This window comes from Henriciella aquimarina, from assembly GCF_002088975.1.
GTDB classification, from domain to species: domain Bacteria; phylum Pseudomonadota; class Alphaproteobacteria; order Caulobacterales; family Hyphomonadaceae; genus Henriciella; species Henriciella aquimarina.
In genome coordinates, this window is sequence record NZ_NCST01000044.1 from 1 (window position 1) to 24,096 (window position 24,096).

The window sequence follows — 24,096 nt, forward strand, 5'->3', positions numbered from 1 at the left end:
AATCTCGTTCGCCTGGCGAAGCTCCTTCACTTCGCGCTCAAGCATCTTGATCCGCTCGCGCTCTTCGGTGCTTGGTCCCGCCCGCTTGCCGGCATCCCGCTCGGCCTGCGCCACCCAGCCATGCAGCGTCTGCGGCACGCACCCGATCTTGCCGGCAATCGAGACGATCGCTGCCCATTGCGACGGGTACTCCCCGCCATGCTCCATCACCATCCGAATGGCTCGCTCACGCACCTCTGGCGAGTAAGGATGTCTCTGCTTCCTGTCTGTCATAAAACCACTCTCTCAATGAAAATGGCCTCCGGCAAACCCGGCGCGGTTCAATCAATAGCATGCCGCCAGGTTTCAACAGGCGAAAGGCACTCGCGAGAATGCTCTTTTTTACTGGGATCGGGCATTGGTGGAGAACAAGACTGGTTAAAACTTTGTCAGCAGTTCCTGGCGCAAGCTGATCATCGATTTCGGCATCCCCCAATGCAGTTATAAACTCTAAATCGGTGCCAGCTTTCGCCGCTTTCTTTTCAGCGATGAGCCGAATGTCCGGATCCGGATCAAGGGCGATCATGCGGACGCCTGGGCGCTTGGTTTTGATCAGGATCGCCATGCTCGCTGTCCCGGCGCCAATATCGACAATGGTTTCCCCATTTTCGGGCGCGAGCGCTGCCAATAGCTTTGCGCGCCATTGTTTCTCGCGGGTCAGAAGCGCGATGACATGGTCATAAAGACCGATCGAACCGCGAGGGCCGAGAGCAGGGGTGAAATCAGGGGTCGGGGACTTTGTCATGGAGCGGTTTTAGGGCTGCGAAGCCGTGACCGTCTTGAACGTTTCAACGGCCAGGGACGCGAGGTCTCTGCAGCGTCAAGTGTAATGATTGAGGGAACGCGCCGTCTAAGCCGTATCAGCTCTTAGACTGCTTGCGTCTCATTCGCGGCAGCCTTCGACCCAAACACATTGGAGGATTTCGCCCATGAGACGCTCAACGGTATCCCGCATGGCATTGTCGCGCCCATGCTCGCAGATTAAACAAACCGTGCTGGCGCTGCCGGCGCGCTATCGTATCGCCAGGGCCGCCCTGCTTGGGGTCGCCACGATAAGTATCTTAGCCATTCCAGCTGCGGCACAGATCAATCTCTATGATAGCGAAGATGTCGCGATTGATGTCGGTCTTGACGCAGCCACAGCGGCTTTCGCACAGAGTAATCCCTGGTTTGGCGAGCCCGAGGCCAATATCGGCGTCGACACCAACAGTTGGGCCGAATTCGCGATTGAGCCCCAGCTATATCTAACCCCTGAAAAATGTATTGGGCGGTGAGGTCTCAGCTGGCATATCTGGCGTCGCGACCAAGACTTATGGTGAGAGCGCAGACGGCTTCGCTGCAGGGATCGACGATCCGGGCAAGGCCACCCTCGAAAAACTCTATGTCGGATGGAAAACCGATCTCGGCGGAGATGATTTCTTTGAAATTGTCGGGGGTGACTTCGATTATGAAATCGGCACCGGTTTCCTGATCAAGGACGGTGGGCGCGATGGCGGCGATCGGGGAGGCTTCTATCTCGGCGCCCGGTCTGCTTCTCGCAGCAGCGGCCTGGTTCGCCTTCAGAAAGGGGAGCTTCTGCTCGAAGGCTTCTGGCTCGGCAACAATCCCGGCCGCGGCGGCATCAAGGCGCATGTCGGCGGTGTTAACGCCGAATACGATGTCTCCGAGCGCGCTTCAATTGGTGCGACCTATATCGAGGTCGCTCATTTCGATGACCCGGTGACGGCGAACACGGCCGAAGAGCTGAAAACCTATGATGTGCGCGCCGCAGTCAATGTCACTGATCGTTTCACCTTATCAGGAGAATACGCTCTGCAGGACGGAGCCAGTTTCTATGAAGGCAATGGCTGGTATCTCCAAGGCGACTACGCCTTGGAAGACCTACGCTTCGAGCCGACACTCACCTATCGTTATGCGGTTGTCACCGGCGACGATCCAACAACGCCTCAGAATGAGGAATTTGTGCCGCTCGCCTATGGTTTCACCGATTATGGCCAATGGTATCAGGGCGAGATTACCGGCAATTGGATTTTCGGAAACTCTAACCAGAAAACTCATATGATCAAAGGCTCCGCCACGCTGACCGACTCAGTGTCGGTGACTGCGTCCTGGCTGAACTTCACACTGGATGAACCTGGTCAGATCGGGGTGAGCGATGAGGCTTTCGGCGACGAGATTGATGTTTTCTTGGACTGGCAAGCGACCGACCGGCTGTTCTTGTCAGCCGTTGCTGCTGTGATGATCCCGGGCGACGGCGCTGAACAGTTTACCGGCGGCGACAAGACCTGGTCTCACATCATGTTCTACGCATCCGTCGCGTTCTGAAAGAGGGGTTAAAGACATGTCCGATACGCTCCAAACGAAAGACACGCCAGCCTCTTCGAAGGGCTTCAAGTTTCCAACCGCTTATACAATCCTGTTCGCGCTGATCGCTTTGGTGGCCCTTGGCACCTGGTTTGTTCCGGCCGGGCAATATGAGCGTGTTGAAAACACTGAGCTTGGCCGCGAAGTCCCGGTCCCTGGAACATACGAAACTGTCGACGCGAACCCGCAAGGCCTTGTCGATATTTTTCTCGCTCCGATTGGCGGGTTCTATAATCCAGATAGCTATGAAGCGCAGGCGATCGATGTCGCGCTCTTCGTTATCATCATTGGTGGTTTTCTCGGCGTCGTAACCCGAACCGGTGCCATTGATCACGCGATCGAGCGCGCCATGTCGGCCTTGAAAGGACGGGAGATCTGGATGATCCCGATCCTGATGGCCTTCTTCGCCGCAGGCGGTACGACCTATGGCATGGCCGAGGAATCGCTTGCCTTCTACGGGCTCCTGATCCCGGTCATGCTTGCGGCGCGGTTTGACGCGGTCGTCGCTGTCGCGGTGATCCTTCTTGGGGCTGGGGTCGGCGTCCTCGGGTCGACGATTAATCCGTTCGCAACCGTCATCGCTTCTAACGCCGCCGGGGTTCCGTTTACCGACGGCCTGGGCTTGCGGCTCTTCATTCTCGTGACCGGCTGGGCGATATGTTCGGCCTATGTGATGCGCTACGCACTTAAGGTGAGAGCGAACCCCTCGAAATCGATCATTGCCGACAAGTCAGATGAAATCGCTGGCCGGTTCAAGGGCGATGGTCACGATCCGAATGCGCCGCTTTCAAGATCACAAATTCTGACCCTGATCATATTTGCTGCGACCTTTGCCATCATGATTTGGGGTGTCTCTTCACAAGGCTGGTGGATGGACAAGATGTCTGCACTGTTTATTGCCGCTTCCATCCTTGTTGGCGTTGCCGGCTGGATGGGAGAGGAAGGCTTCATCGACGCATTCATGGCAGGTGCAAAAGATCTGCTCGGCGTCGCTCTTATCATTGGCATCGCGCGCGGGATCGTCGTGATCATGGATGCCGGTAAGATGACCGATACGATCCTGCATGCGGGCGAAGGCGCCCTGAGCGGGCTTGGCCCGATCGGCTTCATCAATACTATGTTTGGAATTGAGCTCGGTCTCTCTTTCCTGGTGCCCTCATCTTCCGGACTCGCGGTTTTGAGTATGCCGATCATGGCCCCGCTTGCTGATTTTTCTGATGTCGACCGCTCGCTTGTTGTCACTGCCTATCAATCGGCCAATGGGCTTGTGAACCTAATCAATCCGACCTTTGCCGTTGTCATGGGTGCCCTTGCGATTGGCGGGGTGCCGTATCAGCGCTGGCTGCGCTTCATGTGGCCGCTTCTGCTCGTGCTCGTCATTCTGATCATGGGGTCGCTCAGTATTGCGACCCTGCTCAACTGAGCGTGGCGGCGCCAATTCCATTGCAAGCCACGCTTCATCTCAAACCGCCCGTGAAAGGACACTTCTCATGACAGGCTTCGGTGTACATTCCGAAATCGGAAAACTGCGCAAAGTCATTACCTGCCAGCCCGGCCTTGCGCATTCGAGGCTGACGCCGGCCAATGCCGACGCTTTGCTTTATGATGACGTCCTCTGGGTTCAGGAGGCGAAGACCGATCATGCTGATTTTCGCATGAAGATGAGCAATCGCGGGGTTGAAGTCTATGAGTTTCACGATCTGCTGAGTGAGATTGTCGCGATGCCGGAAGCGCGCGAATGGATCCTCGATCGGCGGATTACCGAAGACCAGGTTGGCGTTGGCATGCTTGAGGATTTGCGGGCCTGGCTGTCTGAGCTCGCCCCCTATCAATTGGCGGTGTTTCTGGTCGGCGGGATCGCAGTTCATGATCTGCCGTTTAAGGCCAAAGACATGTTTGGCAGCTATTTGGGGCCCGATGGTTTTGTGATTCCGCCGCTCCCTAATACGCAGTTTCCGCGCGATAATAGTTGCTGGATCGGCAATGGCCTGACGTTAAATCCGATGTTCTGGCCAGCCAGACGGCCGGAAACCCTGCTGGTGGCCGCTGTCTATAAATTTCACCCTGCCTTTTCAGGCGGTGACTTCAAAGTCTGGTGGGGCGATCCGGATACCGATCACGGCCCGGCGACGCTGGAGGGCGGCGATGTTATGCCATGGGGCAATGGCACTGTGCTGATCGGCATGGGCGAGCGCACCTCGCCGCAGGCCGTTGGGCAGGTGGCGCGCGCCCTTTTTAACAACGAAGCGGCAACGCAGGTCATTGCTTGCCAAATGCCGCGAGCCCGCAGCGCCATGCATCTCGATACGGTTTTCTCTCACTGCGACCGCGATGTCGCCACCGCTTTTGTCGAGGTCTGCGATCAGATTCAATGCTATACGCTACGCCCTTGCGACAAGCCTGATCGTGTCTGTGTCGAGCAAGAAACGCGGCACCTGTTTGCGATTGCGGCCGAGGCTTTAGGGCTCAAAAAACTCAATATCGTTCAGACTGGCGGGGATGCCTACAATCAGGAGCGAGAGCAATGGGATGATGGCAACAATGTCGTCGCCCTCGAGCCTGGCGTGGTTGTCGCTTATGACCGCAACACCTCGACCAACACGTTGCTGCGCAAAGCCGGTATCGAAGTGATCACAATCCGGGGGTCTGAGCTTGGGCGCGGCCGGGGCGGCGGTCATTGCATGACCTGTCCGGTCTGGCGCGACCCAGTCGATTTTTAGAGTTCAATTGCTGAACCCAAATTTAAACAAGGACATATGATGGCTTATAATCTTCAAGGGCGCAGTTTCCTGAAACTGCTCGACTTTGATCAACGCGCCGTACGCTATTTGCTGGATCTTTCGCGGGATCTGAAGCGGGCGAAATATTCGGGCATTGAGCATCAAAGCCTGAAGGGCAAAAACATCTGCCTGATCTTCGAGAAGGCTTCGACGCGCACCATGTGCGCCTTCGAGGTCGCGTCTATGGATCAGGGGGCAGGGGTCACCTACCTTGGGCCGTCGGGGTCGCACATTGGCAAAAAGGAATCGATCAAGGATACAGCTCGCGTGCTCGGGCACATGTATGACGCCATCGAATATCGCGGGTTCTCGCAAGACATTGTCGAGACGCTGGCAGAGTATTCGGGTGTGCCGGTGTTTAATGGCCTGACCGACGAATGGCACCCGACCCAAATGCTGGCTGATCTGATGACGATGCGCGAGCATGCTGACAAACCGCTCACCGATATCTCTTACGCTTTTGTCGGCGACGCCCGAAGCAATATGGGTCATTCCTTGATGGTCGCAGGCTGCCTGATGGGCATGGATGTCCGTATCGGCGCGCCGCGTGAGAACTGGCCTGGCGAGGAATATTTGAGCGCGGCAAAAGCTCTGGCCGCTTCGTCGGGCGCGCGGCTGACGCTAACCGAAGATGCTCAAGAGGCGGTGAAAGGGTGTGATTTCATAAACACCGATGTCTGGGTCTCGATGGGCGAACCGGACAGTGTTTGGCAAGAGCGGATAAAACTGCTCAAGCCCTATCAGGTCAATACTGATTTGATGGCGGCGACGGGTAAGGCGACCACCAAATTCATGCACTGTCTTCCAGCTTTTCATAATGCCGAAACCGAAGTTGGCCGCGAGATGCTCAGCAAATTCGGAATCGCAGAAATGGAGGTGACGGAAGCGGTTTTTGAATCGCCTGCCGGCATTCAATTCGAGCAGGCAGAGAACCGGCTACACACGATCAAGGCGATACTCGTCGCGACGCTGGGAGGTTAGGCAATGCGAATTGTCGTTGCTCTTGGTGGAAATGCGCTGCTGAAACGCGGCGAACCCCTGACCGTCGCCAACCAGCGCGCAAATGTAAAGATTGCGGCAAGCGCGTTAGCGCCTCTGGCACGTGACCATGAGCTCATTATCTCTCATGGCAATGGCCCTCAGGTCGGCCTGTTGGCCCTGCAAGGCGCGGCCTACAAACCGGATGAAGCCTTTCCTCTGGATGTGCTCGGGGCTGAGACGGAAGGTATGATCGGATATGTCATCGAGCGTGAACTGCGCAATTTGCTGCCAGAGCGCAAAGAAGTCGCCACGCTGCTGACAATGATTGAAGTTGACGCCTCTGATCCAGCCTTCGAAAGCCCGAGCAAGTTTGTTGGACCCATCTATTCCCGGGACGAAGCGGAGCGTCTGGCGGCACAGAAGGGTTGGTCCGTGAAAGCCGATGGCAAGGATTGGCGCCGCGTTGTGCCATCGCCGGCGCCGCGGCGAATTCTCGAGCTTGAACCTATTCGATGGGTGCTGGATCGCGGGGCGGTGGTCATTTGTGCGGGCGGCGGTGGAATCCCGACGCAGCGCACCGGCACAGGCGCTCTTCAGGGGATCGAGGCTGTGATTGATAAGGACTTTGCCAGCGAGTTGCTGGCGCGCGAGCTGGGCGCTGATCTGTTCGTGATGGCGACAGATGTCGATGGGGTTTACACCGACTGGGGCAAGTCTTCGCAGCGGCGCATTCTTGAAGCTTCGCCCGATGCACTTAACGCCTATGAGTTTCCTGCGGGATCGATGGGGCCGAAGGTCACCGCAGCAAGCTCTTTTGCGCGCCAAACCGGCGCCAGAGCAGCAATAGGGGCGCTAAAAGATATCGAAGCGATCGTTGCCGGCGCAGCTGGCACGATTGTTAGCAAGTCAATCCATGGCATCAGCGAAGTGTCTGAGTGATGCGTTCGGATGTCGTTACAAAATCTGTTCGCGGCGCGCTGCCAAAGCTTCTGCTTCCGGAGGCGTTCGCGATAGAAGTAACCGCCTCGGATGCTGATATTGACGCCTTCAATCACGTCAATAATGCGGTGTACCTGAAATGGATGAATGACTGCGCGGCGGCGCACTCGGCTGCAGTGGGGCTGCCCGCGGAGGCGTGTGTCACGCTCGACCGCGGAATGGCGGTTCGGGAAACAAAATTGCTCTATCAGCATCCCGCGCGCCTCGGCGATGAGGTCATTATTGCCAACTGGGTGACACAAAACGATGGACGATTAAGAGCCAGCCGCGCGTTTCAGATCCTGCGGCGTTCTGATGACACGACGCTTTTGCTGGGCGCATCCAATTATGCCTGCATCGCGCTCTCCACGGGTAGACCGGTTCGCATGCCAGATATTTTCCGCGACCAATATCGGGTTGATCAACATGTAGAACGCCAGCTCTTAGCAGATGCTGATCTGCGCTCTAGACTCCTGTTTTAGGAACACTATCGATTGTCCGAACACCTATTCAGAAGGCCCGTTGCCATGCTCACAGAAACCGAAAAAGATCTATGTGCGTCTCGCCCGAACAGCGTGAGCTATGACCGTGTCGCGGACCTCCACTTTCTCGGAAACTATGTGCGCCGTCTGCCGGTGAATATGGCCCGAATGATGGAGAATGCGCATGATTGGGAGCATCTTCCTTATGTTCACGCCTCGTCATTCGCGTCGATCGATCTGATCAGCAAGGGCCCCTGGGGGTGGCGCGCAAAGATCGGACTTCCTGGCGGCGGTGATTATCAGCTTTTGGACCTCATCATTGATGAGACCAGACACTATTGGGTATCCACGGTGTTTTCCGGAATGGGAACAGGGACCGAAATCCATACGCAGGCGACAGAACTCTATGGCGATGAGATAGAAGTCGATGTCCGGTTCTATTTACCCGAAGCGCCTGCGGACAAATCCGTTGCCGACTTCGTTCTGAACTATCTGACAGATCAGTATCGCGTTTTGTACGATGAAGACCTTGGCTTAATGTCAGGGCGACAATCTGCGTTGGATGATCGGATGGCGCGGCGCGATGAACCGCCAGGTTTAGCGTCTGTTTTGGTGGGGGATGTATCTGAGCTGGACCCGCTCGGAACTCATTTGGTTGAGACACAAGCCGGTCGTTTCTGTGTGCGGCGATGGCGCGATGAGTGGATCGTTCATAGCGCCATCTGCCCTCACATGCTCGGCCCCCTAAATGAGGCCAAACTTGATGAACACGGCAACATCACCTGCCCATGGCACGGTTACAGGTTTGATGTTGCCACGGGTCAAAACATCGGCGCAAAGTGCAATGACCTAGCGCAGGCACCGCGACTGATAGAACGCAACGGCAAGCTCTATTTAGACTGAACCTCAGGGTGCGCATCAGCATTTGAAGTGAGTGCGAAATGGGAAGTCTCACATTTTCCGGATCGAGTACGAAACCATATGCTCGCGCTAAAATCCGTGGCGTTCTTTGCTTGGTCAGCAATCGCGTTTTCACGCGCGCTGAAAGTGACCGAGGATCATCCAGGCGCCGATCGCGACAAATCCCAAGCCTGCAATCATCTTCAATGGCAGCATGCTTAGCCAGCGCTCTGCGGCGGCTCCTAACATGACGGCGATCGCCGTAGAAGCGGTCAATGCGGCAGTGGCGGCAAAGAACACAAACCATTTGTTCCGATCGCCGTCCGATGCAAATAGCAATGTCGCCAGCTGGGTCTTGTCTCCCAGCTCAGCCAAGAAAACGGTTACAAACACTGTGAAGAAGGCTGTCATTTTACGCTTGTTTCCTAATGGCGTGATTGATCCCGTCAGCTAGGGTGACGGGCAGTTACAGCGATTTCTGGTTTTGCCGGAAGGGCGCAGCGACACACGATCATTCCTCGGTTTTGCTTTCAATGAGCTGCAGCACGCCCAGATCATTCTCCAGGGGCTGGCCGGCCTGCGCCCAGGTCTCAAACCCTTCATGAGCGACAACGCTTTGGTATCCTTGCGCATCGAGCGCTTTTTTGACGAGCGCTGCTCGACTTCCGGTCTTGCAGTAAACAATGATTTCGGTTTCCGCGTCGCGTACTTTTTCGGCGACTTCAAATTCGACCCGGCCGCGTGGGATCCAGATCGCATCCGGAATATGCCCAAGTTCGTATTCGTCTTCGGTTCGCACATCGATCAATATCAGGTCAGGATTTTCGGTCTTTCGCTCCTGAACATATGTGTTCCCAACAAATTCGATCCCATCTTTCGCCGCTGCGACAACCGCGTCGCGGGTCATGGGTTCATCTGCATACGCGGCCCCTCCGAAAATCACGAGCGCGCAATAGATTAGTGAACTCCGCATCATTGGTATCTCCACAATATGTTTTTCATCTGCCCAACTCACCCCGACTCTAAAAGCGCCTGTTTGATATACATCTCGACATTAAGCTACTACGCGAAACGCAATCAAACCCCTGTAAATCGTCTTCAAAAGCGTTCCGATGCCGGCTCTAATCTCCAATGTCGGACTTCAATACAACAGTTGCTCTTGTCACAAAACTGATGGGCGAGTGACCCATCTCAAAAGTTTTTCGCTGCGCCTCTGAGAGACTCGTTCGATCCACTACACATCCGACGACGGCACAGAATCCAGCTTTTGCTGCATCGTTTTGGCGGCTCGGGAGCATGTTGCCAACTGTTCGGGATAGCCCTCAGTTTCAAAGACCCGCGCTGCCTTTTGAAAATGGGCGATGGCGGTTTCGCAATCATGGCGAACGCTGGTTGTGCCATCGAGCTCTGAATGGGCGGCATAGATGGTTCCCAGATAGGTCTGGATCCTCGCCCACATCAGTGGATCACTGTCTTTGGAGAAGACTTTCAACGCTTCCTCATAGGAGCCGATGGCGCGCAATAGATACAATTCCGTCAATTCGTTCTGCAGCGCCATGGCGTGAGCCTGTAATATCGCCGCCAATCCATATTGGGTGTGGCCGTACTGAAAGGGAAAGAAAGACAGCGGATAGACTTCGATAGCGGCGCAATAGGCAGCAATTGCTTGTATGCGCATGAACGCCTTCTCATCAGCGTTCTCGTTGAGATCAGACAAGCTCGCCAAAACGTTGCCGGTATTGACGTGAGCCGCAGCCCAAATGTCGGGCTGATTGGCATGTGCGCTGAGTGCTGTCGCACGCCGAAATGATTCGAGTGCGGCGTTGAGCGCCTCGAGATCGTTGTTTTCGGATTTTGCGAGATGCGCCGTTCCGAGATTGTTGCTGGCGTGGCATGCGAGTTCAGGGAAATCCTGTTCAAGCCCTTTTTGCGCCAACACTTTTTCAAATAACGCAATGGCCTCGTCAAAATAGATGATCCCTGCCTCACTCCCGAGCTGTTTGCCCTTATCCATCAGGCAGTTGCCAAGATTGATCCGTGTTGTCGTGGCGAAAAAGGCATCTTCGCCGCGAACAAGAACAGCTTTGGCCTCGCGGTTCAAACGGATCGCGCGGTCGATGAGGTCGCTGGCTTTATCCCGGCTTTCCTTGATCGATTGGTTTCGGGTGATAAGTGCCGCTTTGTAATTGAATTGCGCCGCAGATTGTTCGTTTCCTTGGTCAAGCCTGATTTCTGTCGCCTTGGCGAGCAGGTCTAAAGCGACCTGGAAATGGCTGTCGAAAGAGCGGCGGCCCGCCTCATAGATTCGGTTGGCCACAACATCCAGAGTCATGACCGATTCATCCACATCGAAGGCACAAAAGAAATCTGCTGCGCCCGCATAGGCATCATAAGCGCCCAGGCGATCTCCACTGAGGAGTTTGACATCACCGCGCGCGATGCGAATGGCTGCGAGCTTGCGGATCTCGCTCAGCGTATGTTCAGTCTGGCACAGTGCCTCGGCCTGTTCGAGATATCCATCAGCTGCCCCAAAGTCGCCTTGCTCCAGGGCGGCTGTGGCATTGTCTTTCAGCCTTGTTAGTTCGATTTCTGCACCTTCGAGCGTTTGGATGCGGTCTCGCAGTTCGCGCCAGTCTCTCGCCTTGGCCTTTAGAAACGCGTCGACCTCACCGAAACTTGCATCTGGATTGTCATGTTCGAACTGATAGAGCAGGGCGTCGATCAGGTTGCTGGCATTTCGGTAGGCGTCTTCAAGGTCGGCATCCGGTTGAAAGTCACTTGCACGCATGCACTGGGTGAGTTCCTCGTCACTGATTTTGAGAGCCACAATCAATGGATCGATAGTCTTGGGATGTGGGTTCGCGACCGTGCCGCTCTCGAGTTCGCTGATGCGACGGACCTTGCTCGGCGATTGGTAAGCGTCTTCAGACAATTGCAATTGCGTCAGACCAAGGATCGTTCGTTTTTGCTTAATCAGCGCGCCCAGTGCGGCGCCAAAGCTTTGTTTCTTCATAGGCGCATGTGCTCCGCATCTCTTCCGCAATTCATCCGCATATCTGGCACAACATATCACGCGACGTTGTGACATGGGCTGCCCATGAAGGGCGGCCCGATCAACGGAGCCTTCATGTCATGCAGACCCTATCCATACCGAAATTCACCCTATTGATAAGCATCGCCTTGCTCGCGGGATTAGATATCCAAACGATTTTGATCTTGCTGAGCGCGTTATACACTGTGATTGAAGAGCGTTAATTAGTGAGGCCCAAAGCATCGTCAGGCTTCCACGGTGAATTGACCCATCATACCAGCATCCTCATGTTCGAGAATATGGCAGTGATACATGTAAGGCGTGTTTGGGTCGCTATAGTCGGAAAATGCGAGCAGAAGTCGAACCGTTTCGCCAGGTGAGACAAGAACGGTATCCTTCAACCCGCTTTCGGCCGCCGACGGTGGACGACCGTTTCGGTCAAGTATCCTGAATTGTACATCATGGATGTGGAATGGGTGTGCCATCGTCGAGGTGTTCTCAATGTGCCAGATTTCGCTGGTGTCCAGTTTTACCCGTTCATCAATCCGGGTCATATCCATTGTCTTACCATTGATCGTAAAACCTCCTCCCATCATCCCCATCGGCATGTTCATGACAAATCTGCGCGTTCGAACCGCGGTGGCTGGATTGGGTCTAGGCAATTGTAGCAGTTTCCCCGGCACCGGCTCGGCTGATCGCCGCGTAGGCGCTGGCAGCAGCGATAGAACCGGCAACTCTGGACCCGACCCTCGCATTTGGCGGTTGCCCATCCGGCCTCTCATCATGCGCCCGCCCATCATCGAATTCTGGACTGGATGGGCGACAAGCTGAGCGGGCTGACCGTTGCTGAGGTCAACGAGAATCTCTGCACGCTCACCAGGAGAGAGGATAATATCTGTCAGAGGCACCGGTGCCGCTAGCAGACCGCCATCGCTGGCAATTTGGCGCATGCTGCGACCATCATTGAATGAAAATCTGTAGATGCGGGCGTTCGATCCGTTCAGGAGGCGCAGCCGAAGCAGGTCGGTTGTATATTCAAATACAGGGTCGATCACGCCATTCACGAGAAGCGTATCTCCGAGCATACCCATCATCAAAGTATGCATCGAGGTGCCATAAATAAGCTGACCATCACGCTGGAAGGCGCGATCTTGAACAATCAAAGGCAGGTCGGTTACGCCATACTCGCTTGGCAAATCCAGTGCGTCGCTTTCTTCTTCGCGAACATAGATCGGTCCGGCCAGCCCGCGATAGACTTGCGGGCCTGAGCGTTTATGCGCGTGCGAATGGTACCAGTAGAGTCCACCTCTCTGGCGAACGACGAACTGAGCTGACCAAGTTTCGCCGGGGGCAATTGCCTGATGCGGATTGCCGTCGAACCTCGCTGGCAAGTGAAAGCCATGCCAATGAAGTGTCGCCGTTTCATCGAGCGCGTTGTGGACATTTAGTTTGACGCTTTCACCCGACTGCATCTCAAGCAATGAGCCAAGATACGGTTGATTGATCCCGATTGTCTCGGTTTGCAAACCTTCCAAGAAATTCGAGGTGCCCGTCTGAAGCTGGAGATCATAAACTGTTTCAGCCCCCTTCCGCGTTCCTTTAAGTATTTCAGGCAGTTTGAAGGAGGATTGGACCGATGATGCTGAGGGCCCCGCATGGCTTCTCAAGTTAGATAGCAGGGATAGGCCGCCGACGGTTGCAACCGCTGCACCACCGAGTCCCCAGAGTGTTTGTCTTCTTGTCGGCATGAGTATTGGTCCTCTCAGACAAGGAGCAAACTGATATACGGTGTCGGCCTTGTGGACGCGATCGGAAATTCTGGAGCGCTCCAAAAACCAGTTCTTTAGCTTCTGATTTGTATTACGCGACATCTCGCGCGCCCCCTCGGAAAACGATTTGTGATGCGTTTCTGTTTCGCGAATGAGCGCTTCAAAATCCCCGGCCGATATTGGAGGGACCAGCGGTTATCTCTAAGACCTCATACGGCCTCGAATGAACCTTCTAAGCGGCGTTGCGGCGCGCCATCGCCCTTGAACATCATCCAGACGAGATAGAATGACATTAAAGCACCGCCGAAACAAAAGACTGACACATAGGCGTATGCAAAGAAGGTATAGGTGGTGATGAGCACACCCAGCGCCAGCAGGCCAAAGATGCGCACACCGCGCACGGATGATAGCAACAACGGCAAGATCACGACCGATATATAGATTGCATAAGTGACTTCTCGGCGGCCAACAAAGTCCAGCAGCTCAGTACCTTCATAGATGATCACGTGCGAGAGGAAGCGCGTGTTGAGCCAATCCGCATGCGCGAAGTAAGGCACATATTGCAAGGCGCCGAGCATCGCGCCGACAATCACGAATATGAGGAAGTAGGGCTTTCGCTTCGCCGGCTCCAAGGCGAAAGTCGAGACCGGGATCCAGACAGGCCATGCGAGCCAGGAAAAGAACATATAACTGAGTGAAGCGGTGGCAATGAGCTCGGTATTCTGGCCGGCGCCGGCAACCCAGACAACGCCTTCAGCAAGCTGTTGCAGTCCGAACAGGAGTGGCAGGGTTGCCAGTGGCAAATAACGCCGGTCGCCCCGCCAGGCCTGGCGCATGCTAAGCGCGCCTGCCGGGATAAGCCCTGCGGCGGCGATGAAACTGACTTCTGCTGATAGGCACATATTTTTGGTCCTCTTGATTGCTTAATTTTGGGTCAGGACACGCGCCTGCGAAACAGCCAGGCGCCTGCGGTAAGGGTCACGACAGCGATAACCGCCATGGGCCAGGTATGGTGGAAGAAGAGTTCAGCTGGCGCGTCCTTCATATAGACGGCCTTGCTGATCACGATGAAATGCATGATCGGATTGGACTCGTTCAAAGCTTGGAGCCAATCGGGCATATTGGCGACCGGGGTTGCATACCCTGACAATAGGACAGCTGGCATCATGTAGATGAAAAGACCGATGATCGCCTGTTGCTGTGTTGCTGCGAGCGAAGAGATAAACAGACCAATCCCGATGATCGCGGCGAGATAGATGATCATACTGGCATAAAGCAGAAGCAGAGACCCGCGCAGGGGAACATCCAGAACCAGCCAGCCAAGGATCAGCATTGCTGTCGCGCTTGCCAGGGCGATCATCAGAGCCGGCACCGCCTTGCCGATCAGAATCTCTGTTGGCCTGAGCGGCGACACAAGCAGCTGCTCGAATGTACCAAGTTCGCGCTCGCGTGCGATGGACAGGGCCGAGACCATGAACCCGACAATCGCGGTCAGGACGGCAAACAGCGCTGGTACGGCTGACCAAAGCGGATCGAGATTTGGATTGTACCAAACACGGGTCACGACCTTGGTGAGGGTCGGCACACCGAGCGCGGTCGCTTGATCTTCGTTGAAATCCTGGACGATCCGCCCAGAATAACCTGCAAGGATTTGGGCGGCGTTGGAGGCGCGGCCATCCAGAATGAGCTGTACGTTCGCTGGTTCACCGCGCTCCAATTGCCGGGAAAAGTCCGGACCGATCCTCAAGACCAAATCGACCGAACGAGAATCAATTGCCGCGGCGATATCGGCGTCGCGACGCAGATAGAGAATTTCTTCAAACGTCGGTGAACCCTCGAATCTGCTGATCAGTTCTCGCGCCTCGACGCCGCGATCCTGGGTGTACACGCCGAGCGTGACGCTGGAGATTTCCTGGGTGATGGCGAAGGCGTAAATCACCAGAAGGAAAGGCGGCGAAAACAGCACGACCCAGCGAGTTTGCGGGTCGCGGGCGCTGGCGAGAAGCTCCTTGATAATGAGAGACCAGATGCGTTGAAACATGCCGCTATTCCAGACGCGTGCGCGTGGTCAGCGCCGTGAGAGCGAAGATGATGAGCGCAAACACGCCGAGCCCAATCAGATCCGGAACGATAACGCTCCAGACGTCGCCTGCGAGAAACTCAGTTTGCAAGGTCGAGACATAGTATCGGGCGGGGACGCCATAGCTGATCAGGCGCAATGCGAGCGGCATGCTGTCAATTTCGAATACGAAGTTCGAAAAATAGAAAGCCGGTAGGAAGGCGGTTAAAACTGAGGTTTGCGCGGCGACCAGTTGGTTGCGGGTCAAGGTAGAGATCAGAAGGCCCTGACCGAGCGAGCACAGCATGAAGAGCGATGAGGACAGAATGAGCACGGCGAGCGAACCCCGAAACGGCACGCCGAACAAAAGCACGGCTGTGATGACCGCGAGCGCCATGGAGCCCAGCCCGAGCAGGAAGTATGGCACCAGTTTGCCAATCAGCAGCTCCAAGATACCAACCGGCGTCGCGAGCAATGCCTCCATCGTGCCACGCTCCCATTCGCGTGCGACGACCAGGGCGGTGAGGAGCGCGCCAATCGTTGTCAGAATGATCGCAATCGATCCTGGCACGAGATAGTTTCGGCTCGAAATCTCCGGATTGAACCAGACTTGCGGTTCCAGCTGCACACTTGGCGCCAGGGCCGGTCGTCCACGGCTGATCCATTCCTGTTCCAGCCAGTTGGCCCATAGGAGCTCGACATAACCACTGACCAGATATGCCGTGTTCGGATCACCGCCGTCCACGATAACCTGAATAGGCGCGCCTTCGGCCCGAAACGCTTTCTCCGCGAAATCAGCTTGCAGTACGATTAACCCATCCAATTCGCCAAGTGTCAGCGCGCGCTCGAACAGGCGACGATCCGGGCCCGTTTCGACCTCGAACAGGGTTGAGTTTTCAAGCGAGGCTTGGAAGCTCGCAGTTTCCGATGACTGCTGCTCAACCACCAATGCGACATCAAGTTGGCGTGGATCAAAGGTTACGCCATAGCCGAACAGGAAGAGAAGCAAGAGCGGCATCACGCCCGCGATCAAGACGGAACTCGGGTCGCGCAGAACCTGGCGCGACTCCTTTACGATCAGGCCGGTCAGACGTCGCCACCGCAGCGCAAGGGGTTCGCGGTCCTTCATCCCGCCTCGCGCTCTCGATCACTCTGCTCAACCAGCGCAATGAACGCGTCCTCAAGCGTTGGGTCCATCATGCCGCTTGCGCGGGCGCGGTCTTTCAACTCATCAGGTGAGCCACTGGCGATCATCTTGCTGCGATAAATAAGCGCCATCCGATCGCAATATTCCGCCTCATCCAGGAAGTGCGTTGTCACCATGATCGTGACGCCATTGGCGACCATCGCATTGATATGGGTCCAGAACTCTCGCCGGGTGCGTGGATCAACACCGGATGTCGGCTCATCAAGGAAAAGGACATCCGGTTCGTGCATAACCGCGCAGGCGAGCGCCAGGCGTTGTTTATAGCCAAGCGGCAGCCCCATGGCGTTGACATCCAGCCTGTCAGCAAACCCGAACGTCTCAATCATTTGAGAGATGGCGTCTTTGCGGGATTTGCCTGTCAGGCCATAAACACCAGCAAAAAAATCGAGGTTCTGCTGAACGCTAAGATCGCCATAGAGCGAGAATTTTTGAGCCATATAGCCGATCCGGCCGCGCGCCTTGCTTGGGGCGTTTTGCAAATCAAGGCCAACCACACGGGCCGAGCCCTCGCTCGGCTGGAGCAAACCGCACAGCATTTTGAACGTGGTCGACTTGCCAGCGCCATTGGGTCCAATCAGGCCAAAGATTTCACCGCGCCCCACTTCGAAGCTGATATTATCAGCAGCTGTGAAATCCCCGAACCGCCGCGTTAGCGCACGCGCCTCGACCACCTGATTCATAGTATGTTCGGCGCTATCCTCTCGATTGGCAAAAGGTGAGGTCGCGCGAAATCCACCGCCGATCAGATCCATGAAGGCATCTTCAAACCGCGGCGGGATTTGCGAGATTTCAGCTGCTAGGCCCGCGTTCAGCGGCGCGAGATTTGGCGGATCGGCACCTTCGGCCATGACCAGACGCACGCGGCTTCCCTGGATAACGCCGTCAATCACGGTTGCCAGCTTTGTTGCTTCGCTTAGGACTTCGCGGCGATCGGTGTCGATATGCCGGATCTGGTAGGTGCGACCGGCGACCCGGTCTGTGAGGTCTTGCGGCGAGCCTGCATAAAGCAAGGCGCCTTCATTCAGGAGCAGCACGCGGGCGCATTGTTCAGCTTCATCTAAATAGGCCGTGCTCCAGACGACGCCAATCCCCTGATCGACCAGTTCATAGACCATGCGCCAAAGCTCTCGCCGGGAGATCGGATCGACGCCAACGCTTGGTTCGTCAAGCAACAGCAAGTCGGGTTTCTTGATGAGGGCGCAGGCAAGGCCAAGCTTTTGCTTCATACCGCCGGAAAGCGCTCCAGCCAGCCGGTTTGTAAAAGGTGCGAGGCCTGTAAATCCCAAAAGCCGCTCGAAGGCCTCTTCGCGGTCTGACCCTAGAACTGACCGCAGATCAGCGTACAGCGTCAGGTTTTCCTGGACGCTCAGATCTTCGTAGAGCCCAAACCGCTGGGGCATATAGGACACAATCCGGTGAACCGCTCCGCTATCCGTGACAGGATCCAGACCGTTGACAGTGATCTTACCGGTTGAGGGAACCAGTAAGCCTGCGATCAGACGCAGCAATGTGGTTTTTCCAGCCCCATCGGGACCAACCAGACCAGTGACTTCCCCTGCATTGACATGGGCCGTAACAGAATCGAGCGCCGCAAGGGCACCCTTATCAAAGCGCTTGCTGAGTTGATCTATCTGGATCAGCGGGCCCGGCACGCTCAAACATCCCGGTCGGGGCTGAGCATGACTGTAACCGGCATGCCTTGTTTCAGGCGGTGTTCTGGATCTTCAACGATGATGCGCACGCGGTAGACAAGGCTGGTTCGCAATGACCGGGTTTCGACCGTCTTTGGCGTGAACTCGGCGACCGGCGAAATGAACCCGATTTGGCCTGTGTAGACGCGTCCGGAGTCGGTGCGCACCTCAGCGTCCATACCGGCCTGGATCAAATCAAGATCTGGCTCTTCAATATAGGCGCGCACCCAGACCGGCGAGGTCAAGGTTAAGGTATAAATGGTTTCCCCTGCGCCGATGATTGCGCCCGGCTCGCGAACACGTGTCAAAATGATGCCTTCATTTGGGGCGGTCAGCATCGTATCGGCGACGCGTTGCTCAGCCAGGGCGCGAGCGGCTTGTTCGGCGGCCAGCACCGAACGCGCCTGATCGATATCCTCAGAGCGCGGTCCAATGCGCGCCAACTCCAAGCTTTTTGCGGCGGCGTCACGCTGCGCAATGGCCGCGCCATGCCGCGCTTCGGCTTCCTCATGTGCCTGGTGTGAGGCGATATCTCGCTCGGCAAGAAACTCCTGTCGCGACAGGGTGGTTTCAGCGACGGTCAGAGCCGCTTCTGCTTCGGCGAGCTGCGCTTCAGCTTGCGCGATTTCCTGGGGTCGGGAGCCGGCGAGCAAAACGTTGAGCGCAGCTTGAGACCGCGCAACCCGCGCTTGCGCGAGTTTCACCTCATTTTCATAGTCAATCGGCTCGAGTTTTGCGACAACTGCACCCGCAGCGACCTTGTCGCCCTCATCGACCATCATTTCGGCGAGGCGCCCGGGAACTTTGAAACCCAGATTGACCTGGCGCACATCGACATTTCCGAACACTTCGATATGGCCGCGCTCTTCATGGGGGTTGCGTAGCTGTGTCCAGCCGACAATCGCGGCAGCGAGGAAGACGATGGCGATGCCGATCAGACCATAGCGTTTTACCATATTGGTCATTTGTGCCCCCATTCCTCAATAATACGCGTGGCCGAGTTCCTTCCCTTATAGGCGCAGGCGCGCGCCAAACATTTCAGGTGTAACTGTATTGAAGCGCGTGTGGGGGGTCTCATTGCCTGCTTTCCCCGCTCTGCTCCGTCATGAACAGAAACAGCATCGCCGCCGAGCAACTGATGAGCAGAAAACCATTCAGCGCCTCGACACCGGCGACGAAGCGCAAATGGCCGGTTGGAACAATGTCGCCAAGACCGAGTGAGGTGTAACTGACGAGCGAAAAGTAAAAGACGTCCATGGCTGTCGTCGGCGTATCACCGCTTAGATCACCTATATCCAGGGCGCGGCCCAGGCCATAAGCGAGGGCGTAAAGACTGGCCGCCGCGAGATGCGCAATCCCCGAGACGCAAAGCGCAGTGACCAGTTTGCGGCCGCGATGATAGCTGGCCGCTCCGAGGTGGCGGAATGCGCCTGAGACAATCGCATAGTGAAGCGCGCCGGATAGCACGAAGGTGACTGCGGAGATGACAATCGCCAGGATCATGGCGCGAACCTCGCGGTGTGCCGGGTCCGCGAAAGCGTTGTCACACGCCCCGCGATAGGATGCGCCATCGCATTTAAACCAATAAGGATCCCAGTCCTGCTCACCGCTCGCTCACAGAACACCACCAGGTTTACCCCCGGCGGACCAGTTACATCACGAGTGAGAGTGCGCATGATCGGGCGCCTCCTTGCCGCGGATCCGGCCGAGATAGAGCGCTTCGAAAGCAAAGATTGCAGCCATTGACCCAATCGCGATGACGACAATCATAGGGTCTGCGGTCGCTTTGATGAACAGGAAGGCGCCAAGGGCAATCAGATCGAATAATATGGCGGCGACTAGAATAGAGGCGCGGGCGCCGACATCTTCGCGTAAATAGCGCAGCACGCCATAATGGATAATAATATCCATTACGAGATAATAAATCGCGCCGAGTGAAGCGATCCGCCCAAGATCGAAGAAAGCGGCCAGGAAGGCAGCCAAAACAACGGTATAGACAAGCGTGTGTTTCTGGATGCCGCCGGGCATGCCAAAATGCTTGTGGGGGATGAGGTTCATATTCGTCAGCATAGCGAGCATGCGCGAAACCGCGAAGACACTGGCGAGCAGTCCCGACGCGGTGGCGATGATTGCAATGATCACGGTAAACGCCACGCCAAAATCACCAAAGGCCGGGCGCGAGGCTTCTGCGAGCGAGAAATCCTTGGCTGCGACAATTTCTTCAAGTGTCAGTGAGGACCCGACCGCTAGAGCGACAGCCATGTAGACAACAAGGCAGATCGCCAGCGACCAAATGATCGCGCGGCCGACATTCTTATTGGGGTCTTTGACTTCATCGCCGCTATTGGTGATCGTGGTGAACCCTTTAAAAGCAAGAATGGCGAGGGCGACGCCGGCGAGGAATCCCGCAGGTCCAGTCTCATTTGTTGTGGCCGAGGAGGCTGCTTCAAAAGAAAGGCCGGAGGCCCAGAGCGCCGCGCCAGCAAAGATCAGAATGCCGCCAACTTTCAGGACCGCAGCAATTTTGGATACGCCGCCAATGATTTTGTTTCCGGATATGTTGATTATAAACGCAAAAACGATCAATCCGACGGCCAGAACGGGTACCAGAATACTGTCTTTCGAAACATCAAAGAGTTGCAATGTGTAGGCGCCGAATGTGCGAGCGACGAGGCTCTCATTGATAATCATCGACATAGTCATGAGCAGCGCGCTGGCGGCGGCAATTGTCGTTGGCCCATAGGCTTTTTGAAGGATCATCGCGATGCCGCCGGCCGACGGATATTTGTTCGACATTTTGATGTAGGTGTAGGCGCTGAACCCGCTGACCACGGCCGCAAGCAAAAAGGCGAGCGGAAACGCCGGTCCTGAGAATTGCGCGACTTGCCCGGTCAGTGCGAAGATCCCGGCGCCAATCATGACACCGGTGCCCATCGCAATGGTTCCTGCGAGACTTAGCGAGCCTTTTTTATAGGTTTCGGATTTCATTGCCCGACCGCCTGTTCAGCTGGGAAGCGGCCGACATAGCTCGCGAATACGCTTTGCTGTTTCGCACTAAACAGAATGACATCATAGGCGTCAGGCGGGCTTGTCGTTTCCATTCCGGGAGAGCCCATTGGCATGCCGGGCACCGAAAGCCCCGCCGCATCTGGCCGGGTTTCCAGAAGCTTACGAATTTCCGAGGCTGGGACATGGCCCTCAATCGCGTAGCCATCAACCGACGCAGTGTGGCAGGAGGCAAGCTCATCGGGCACGTTCAGCGAGGCCCGCACAGGCGCAAGGTCTTCGCGTTCGATAACACGTACTTCAAGACCATCGCGCTGAAGGTGTTTTATCCAGGCCGTACAGCATCCACACCAGGGTGTTTTATAGACGGTAATGGTTTGCGCATTTGCAGGGCTCGCCAAACCGCCCGAGACGAAAAACCCAGCGGCAAGCGCAAAAAGGGCGGTGGCCAAGGCACCAAGAATCCATTTTGACATAAGAATTTCCTTCGAAATTATAGTTTGACGGAGCGAAGTCGCAGCGCATTCGCGATGACCGAGAATGAGCTGAGGCTCATCGCGGCGGCGGCGATAATTGGACTGAGAAGCAGTCCAAAGAACGGATAGAGGACGCCGGCAGCAACCGGCACGCCGAGCGAATTATAGATAAAGGCAAAGAACAGGTTTTCGCGAATATTGCCCATCGTCGCGCGGCTCAGCCGCTGCGCGCGGGCGACACCGCGAAGATCGCCTTTGACCAGGGTGACACTGGCGCTCTCCATGGCCACATCTGTACCGGTTCCCATGGCTATTCCGATATCCGCTTGAGCAAGGGCAGGCGCGTCATTGATGCCGTCGCCGCACATGGCGACGACCGCACCTTTCGATTGGAGTTCGCGCACGATCCGGTTTTTGTCTTCTGGTGACACATCGGCCTCTACCTCATCAATGCCGATTTGGCGTGCAACCGCTTGTGCTGTTGCCAGGCTGTCGCCTGTCAGCATGACGACTTTCATGCCAGCCTTGTGCAAGGCGGCTATGGCTTCAGGGGTCGTTTCTTTGATTGGATCGGCGACACCAATCAGGCCCGCCGGTTTGCCGTCCAGAGCGGCGAACATCACCGTCTGGCCGTCGCGGCGATAGGTTTCAGCATGGGCTTTCAGTGTTTCGTCAAAAGCACCGACCCGGCGCATCATCTTGGCGTTGCCGATGGCGAAAAGCTTTCCATCGACCCGGCCCTGCGCGCCTTCTCCGGTGACTGATTCAAAATCGGTCGACTTCAGGCGCGCTGCGCCGCGCTCTTCGGCCCCGTTGACGATGGCTTGCGCAAGAGGGTGCTCGCTCCCGCGTTCAATCGCGGCAGCGTAAGCCAGGAAGTCTGCTTCTGCGAGACCACTCGCAGGCTCGACTGTCACAAGTTTGGGGTGGCCCTCTGTCAAAGTGCCGGTCTTATCGACGACGATCGTGTCGACTTTTTCAAACGTCTCGAGCGCTTCAGCATTTTTGATCAGAATGCCGCTCTGTGCGCCCTTTCCTGTGGCGACCATAATTGACATCGGCGTTGCAAGGCCAAGCGCGCAGGGACACGCAATAATTAACACAGCCACGGCGTTGACGATCGCAAAAGCCATGGCCGGGTGAGGCCCAAAAATCGCCCAGACGATGAAAGTGATAATCGCGATCACGACGACGGCCGGGACAAACAGGCCGGCCACTGTGTCGGCGAGCTTCTGGATGGGCGCGCGTGAGCGCTGAGCTTCGGCGACCATGCGTACGATTTGCGATAGCATTGTATCTTCGCCGACGCGCGTCGCGGCCATGACGAGTGATCCGGTGCCGTTAACTGTACCGCCGGTAATCGGATCCCCTGCTGCTTTCTCGACTGGAATAGGTTCTCCAGTGATCATGGACTCGTCGACATTCGAACGCCCTTCAACAACTTCGCCGTCGACAGGTACTTTTTCGCCTGGCCGGACCCGTAGCCGGTCACCGCTCTGGACATCGTCGACGGAAACCTCTTCTTCCTGTCCGTCCGCCACGATTCGGTTTGCTGTCGGCGGGGTGAGTTCCAGGAGCGCGCGGATTGCTCCCGATGTTGCGCTTCGGGCTCGCAGCTCAAGAACCTGCCCGAGCAATACGAGCGTCGTGATCACCGCGGCCGCTTCATAATATACAGCGACTTCGCCAGCCTCATTGCGAAATGCGTGCGGAAAGATGCCTGGCAAAGCTGTTGCAACAAGCGAGAAGACAAAAGCAACGCCTACGCCGAGAGAGATAAGGGTGAACATGTTGAGGTTCATCGTCCGTACCGACCGAACACCACGGACGAAGAATGGCCATCCGCCCCAGAGGACGACAGGAGCCGCCAGCACGAATTGAGCCCATTGGGACCAACCGGCGGGCAAAAGCCCTTCGAGGGGTTTGCCGGAGATCAGGTCACCCATGGCGTAAATGGCAAGCGGGATGGTGAAGATGGCGCTGATCCAGAATCTACGGGTCATATCGTCGAGTTCTGAAGTGTCTTCTTCGCCTACGACAACACCTTCTGGCTCCAGCGCCATGCCGCAGATAGGGCACCCGGAGTTTCGGACGTCGCGAACGTTTGGATGCATCGGGCATGTATAGACCGTGCCTGTGTAGCCCTGCGGGACGAGATCATATTTGCCGTCCGCGCCGGCATCGGCGTCTCCGCCACCATGGCAACAATCATGATCATCCCCGTGGTGGTGATCATGATGTCCATGGTCGTGATGTTTATGATCGGTATTGGTCATATCCGCCCCTCCGGGGTTTGGCTTCAGTGTCACTCTTAAAGGTCAGCGCCCGGGTTG

23 protein-coding genes are annotated in these 24,096 nt (G+C 56.2%); 8 read left to right on the forward strand and 15 right to left on the reverse strand.

Annotation, left to right across the window (positions count from 1 at the left end; translation table 11 throughout):
* The coding region (locus B8784_RS07130; RefSeq protein ID WP_143435342.1) for a transposase at positions 1-273 on the reverse strand (273 nt) is incomplete at its 3' end.
* Positions 227-784 (reverse strand): class I SAM-dependent methyltransferase, encoded by a 558-nt coding sequence (locus B8784_RS07135; protein WP_084396933.1) that lies wholly within the window; start codon positions 782-784, stop codon positions 227-229. The genes B8784_RS07130 and B8784_RS07135, both read right to left, overlap by 47 nt.
* Positions 785-968: 184 nt before the next feature.
* Between B8784_RS07135 and B8784_RS07140 the strand changes: the two genes are divergently transcribed.
* The 8 genes from B8784_RS07140 to B8784_RS21880 all read left to right on the forward strand — a co-directional run bounded on the left by B8784_RS07140 (position 969) and on the right by B8784_RS21880 (position 8,527).
* Complete coding sequence (locus B8784_RS07140) at positions 969-1,313, forward strand: hypothetical protein (protein WP_143435345.1); 345 nt, start codon at positions 969-971, stop codon at positions 1,311-1,313.
* A complete protein-coding gene (locus B8784_RS07145; RefSeq protein WP_084396939.1) occupies positions 1,303-2,364 on the forward strand; it encodes an alginate export family protein in 1,062 nt (353 codons plus the stop codon). The genes B8784_RS07140 and B8784_RS07145 overlap by 11 nt, the downstream gene beginning before the upstream one ends.
* Positions 2,365-2,380: 16 nt before the next feature.
* Complete coding sequence (locus B8784_RS07150) at positions 2,381-3,826, forward strand: YfcC family protein (protein WP_084396941.1); 1,446 nt, start codon at positions 2,381-2,383, stop codon at positions 3,824-3,826.
* A 67-nt stretch (positions 3,827-3,893) separates the two neighbouring features.
* Positions 3,894-5,123 carry an arginine deiminase gene (locus B8784_RS07155; RefSeq protein ID WP_084396944.1) on the forward strand — a complete coding sequence of 410 codons (1,230 nt, stop codon included), beginning with the start codon at positions 3,894-3,896 and terminating at the stop codon, positions 5,121-5,123.
* Positions 5,124-5,162: 39 nt separating this feature from the next.
* Entirely contained in the window at positions 5,163-6,164 is a 1,002-nt protein-coding gene (gene argF / locus B8784_RS07160; protein ID WP_084397018.1) for an ornithine carbamoyltransferase, read from the forward strand.
* Between the two features lie 3 nt (positions 6,165-6,167).
* Complete coding sequence (gene arcC / locus B8784_RS07165) at positions 6,168-7,103, forward strand: carbamate kinase (RefSeq protein WP_084396957.1); 936 nt, start codon at positions 6,168-6,170, stop codon at positions 7,101-7,103.
* The gene (locus B8784_RS07170) at positions 7,103-7,624 is read left to right on the forward strand and encodes an acyl-CoA thioesterase (protein ID WP_084396959.1); all 522 of its coding nucleotides are present in this window, start codon (positions 7,103-7,105) and stop codon (positions 7,622-7,624) included. The genes arcC and B8784_RS07170 overlap by 1 nt, the downstream gene beginning before the upstream one ends.
* A 45-nt stretch (positions 7,625-7,669) precedes the next feature.
* Complete coding sequence (locus B8784_RS21880; RefSeq protein WP_084396962.1) at positions 7,670-8,527, forward strand: Rieske 2Fe-2S domain-containing protein; 858 nt, start codon at positions 7,670-7,672, stop codon at positions 8,525-8,527.
* A 129-nt stretch (positions 8,528-8,656) separates the two neighbouring features.
* Here the strand turns inward: B8784_RS21880 and B8784_RS07180 are convergent, their stop codons facing one another.
* From B8784_RS07180 to B8784_RS07240, 13 genes are all read right to left on the reverse strand, one after another.
* Positions 8,657-8,935 (reverse strand): TMEM165/GDT1 family protein, encoded by a 279-nt coding sequence (locus B8784_RS07180; RefSeq protein WP_035550595.1) that lies wholly within the window; start codon positions 8,933-8,935, stop codon positions 8,657-8,659.
* 100 nt (positions 8,936-9,035) lie between these two features.
* A complete protein-coding gene (locus tag B8784_RS07185; RefSeq protein WP_158085619.1) occupies positions 9,036-9,431 on the reverse strand; it encodes a rhodanese-like domain-containing protein in 396 nt (131 codons plus the stop codon).
* Positions 9,432-9,758: 327 nt separating this feature from the next.
* On the reverse strand, positions 9,759-11,537 hold the full coding sequence (locus B8784_RS07190; protein ID WP_084396968.1) for a helix-turn-helix domain-containing protein: 1,779 nt from the start codon (positions 11,535-11,537) through the stop codon (positions 9,759-9,761).
* A gap of 263 nt (positions 11,538-11,800) precedes the next feature.
* Positions 11,801-13,303 (reverse strand): multicopper oxidase family protein, encoded by a 1,503-nt coding sequence (locus B8784_RS07195; RefSeq protein WP_084396971.1) that lies wholly within the window; start codon positions 13,301-13,303, stop codon positions 11,801-11,803.
* Between the two features lie 230 nt (positions 13,304-13,533).
* Complete coding sequence (locus tag B8784_RS07200) at positions 13,534-14,226, reverse strand: DUF6629 family protein (protein WP_051625140.1); 693 nt, start codon at positions 14,224-14,226, stop codon at positions 13,534-13,536.
* A 32-nt stretch (positions 14,227-14,258) separates the two neighbouring features.
* Positions 14,259-15,365, reverse strand: coding sequence for an ABC transporter permease (locus B8784_RS07205; protein ID WP_035541838.1), 1,107 nt, complete (start codon positions 15,363-15,365; stop codon positions 14,259-14,261).
* 4 nt (positions 15,366-15,369) lie between these two features.
* The gene (locus B8784_RS07210) at positions 15,370-16,512 is read right to left on the reverse strand and encodes an ABC transporter permease (RefSeq protein WP_035541835.1); all 1,143 of its coding nucleotides are present in this window, start codon (positions 16,510-16,512) and stop codon (positions 15,370-15,372) included.
* Positions 16,509-18,242 carry an ATP-binding cassette domain-containing protein gene (locus B8784_RS07215; RefSeq protein WP_084396974.1) on the reverse strand — a complete coding sequence of 578 codons (1,734 nt, stop codon included), beginning with the start codon at positions 18,240-18,242 and terminating at the stop codon, positions 16,509-16,511. The genes B8784_RS07210 and B8784_RS07215 overlap by 4 nt, the downstream gene beginning before the upstream one ends.
* Positions 18,243-18,244: 2 nt before the next feature.
* Entirely contained in the window at positions 18,245-19,246 is a 1,002-nt protein-coding gene (locus B8784_RS07220; RefSeq protein WP_158085620.1) for an efflux RND transporter periplasmic adaptor subunit, read from the reverse strand.
* Between the two features lie 109 nt (positions 19,247-19,355).
* A complete protein-coding gene (locus tag B8784_RS07225) occupies positions 19,356-19,784 on the reverse strand; it encodes a potassium channel family protein (RefSeq protein WP_084396980.1) in 429 nt (142 codons plus the stop codon).
* A gap of 153 nt (positions 19,785-19,937) precedes the next feature.
* On the reverse strand, positions 19,938-21,269 hold the full coding sequence (locus tag B8784_RS07230) for an APC family permease (RefSeq protein WP_084396983.1): 1,332 nt from the start codon (positions 21,267-21,269) through the stop codon (positions 19,938-19,940).
* On the reverse strand, positions 21,266-21,763 hold the full coding sequence (locus tag B8784_RS07235) for a DUF411 domain-containing protein (RefSeq protein ID WP_084396985.1): 498 nt from the start codon (positions 21,761-21,763) through the stop codon (positions 21,266-21,268). The genes B8784_RS07230 and B8784_RS07235 overlap by 4 nt, the downstream gene beginning before the upstream one ends.
* Positions 21,764-21,780: 17 nt before the next feature.
* Positions 21,781-24,039: a copper-transporting P-type ATPase gene (locus B8784_RS07240; RefSeq protein WP_084396987.1), complete on the reverse strand. Its 2,259-nt coding sequence runs from the start codon at positions 24,037-24,039 to the stop codon at positions 21,781-21,783.
* Positions 24,040-24,096: the final 57 nt, after the last annotated feature.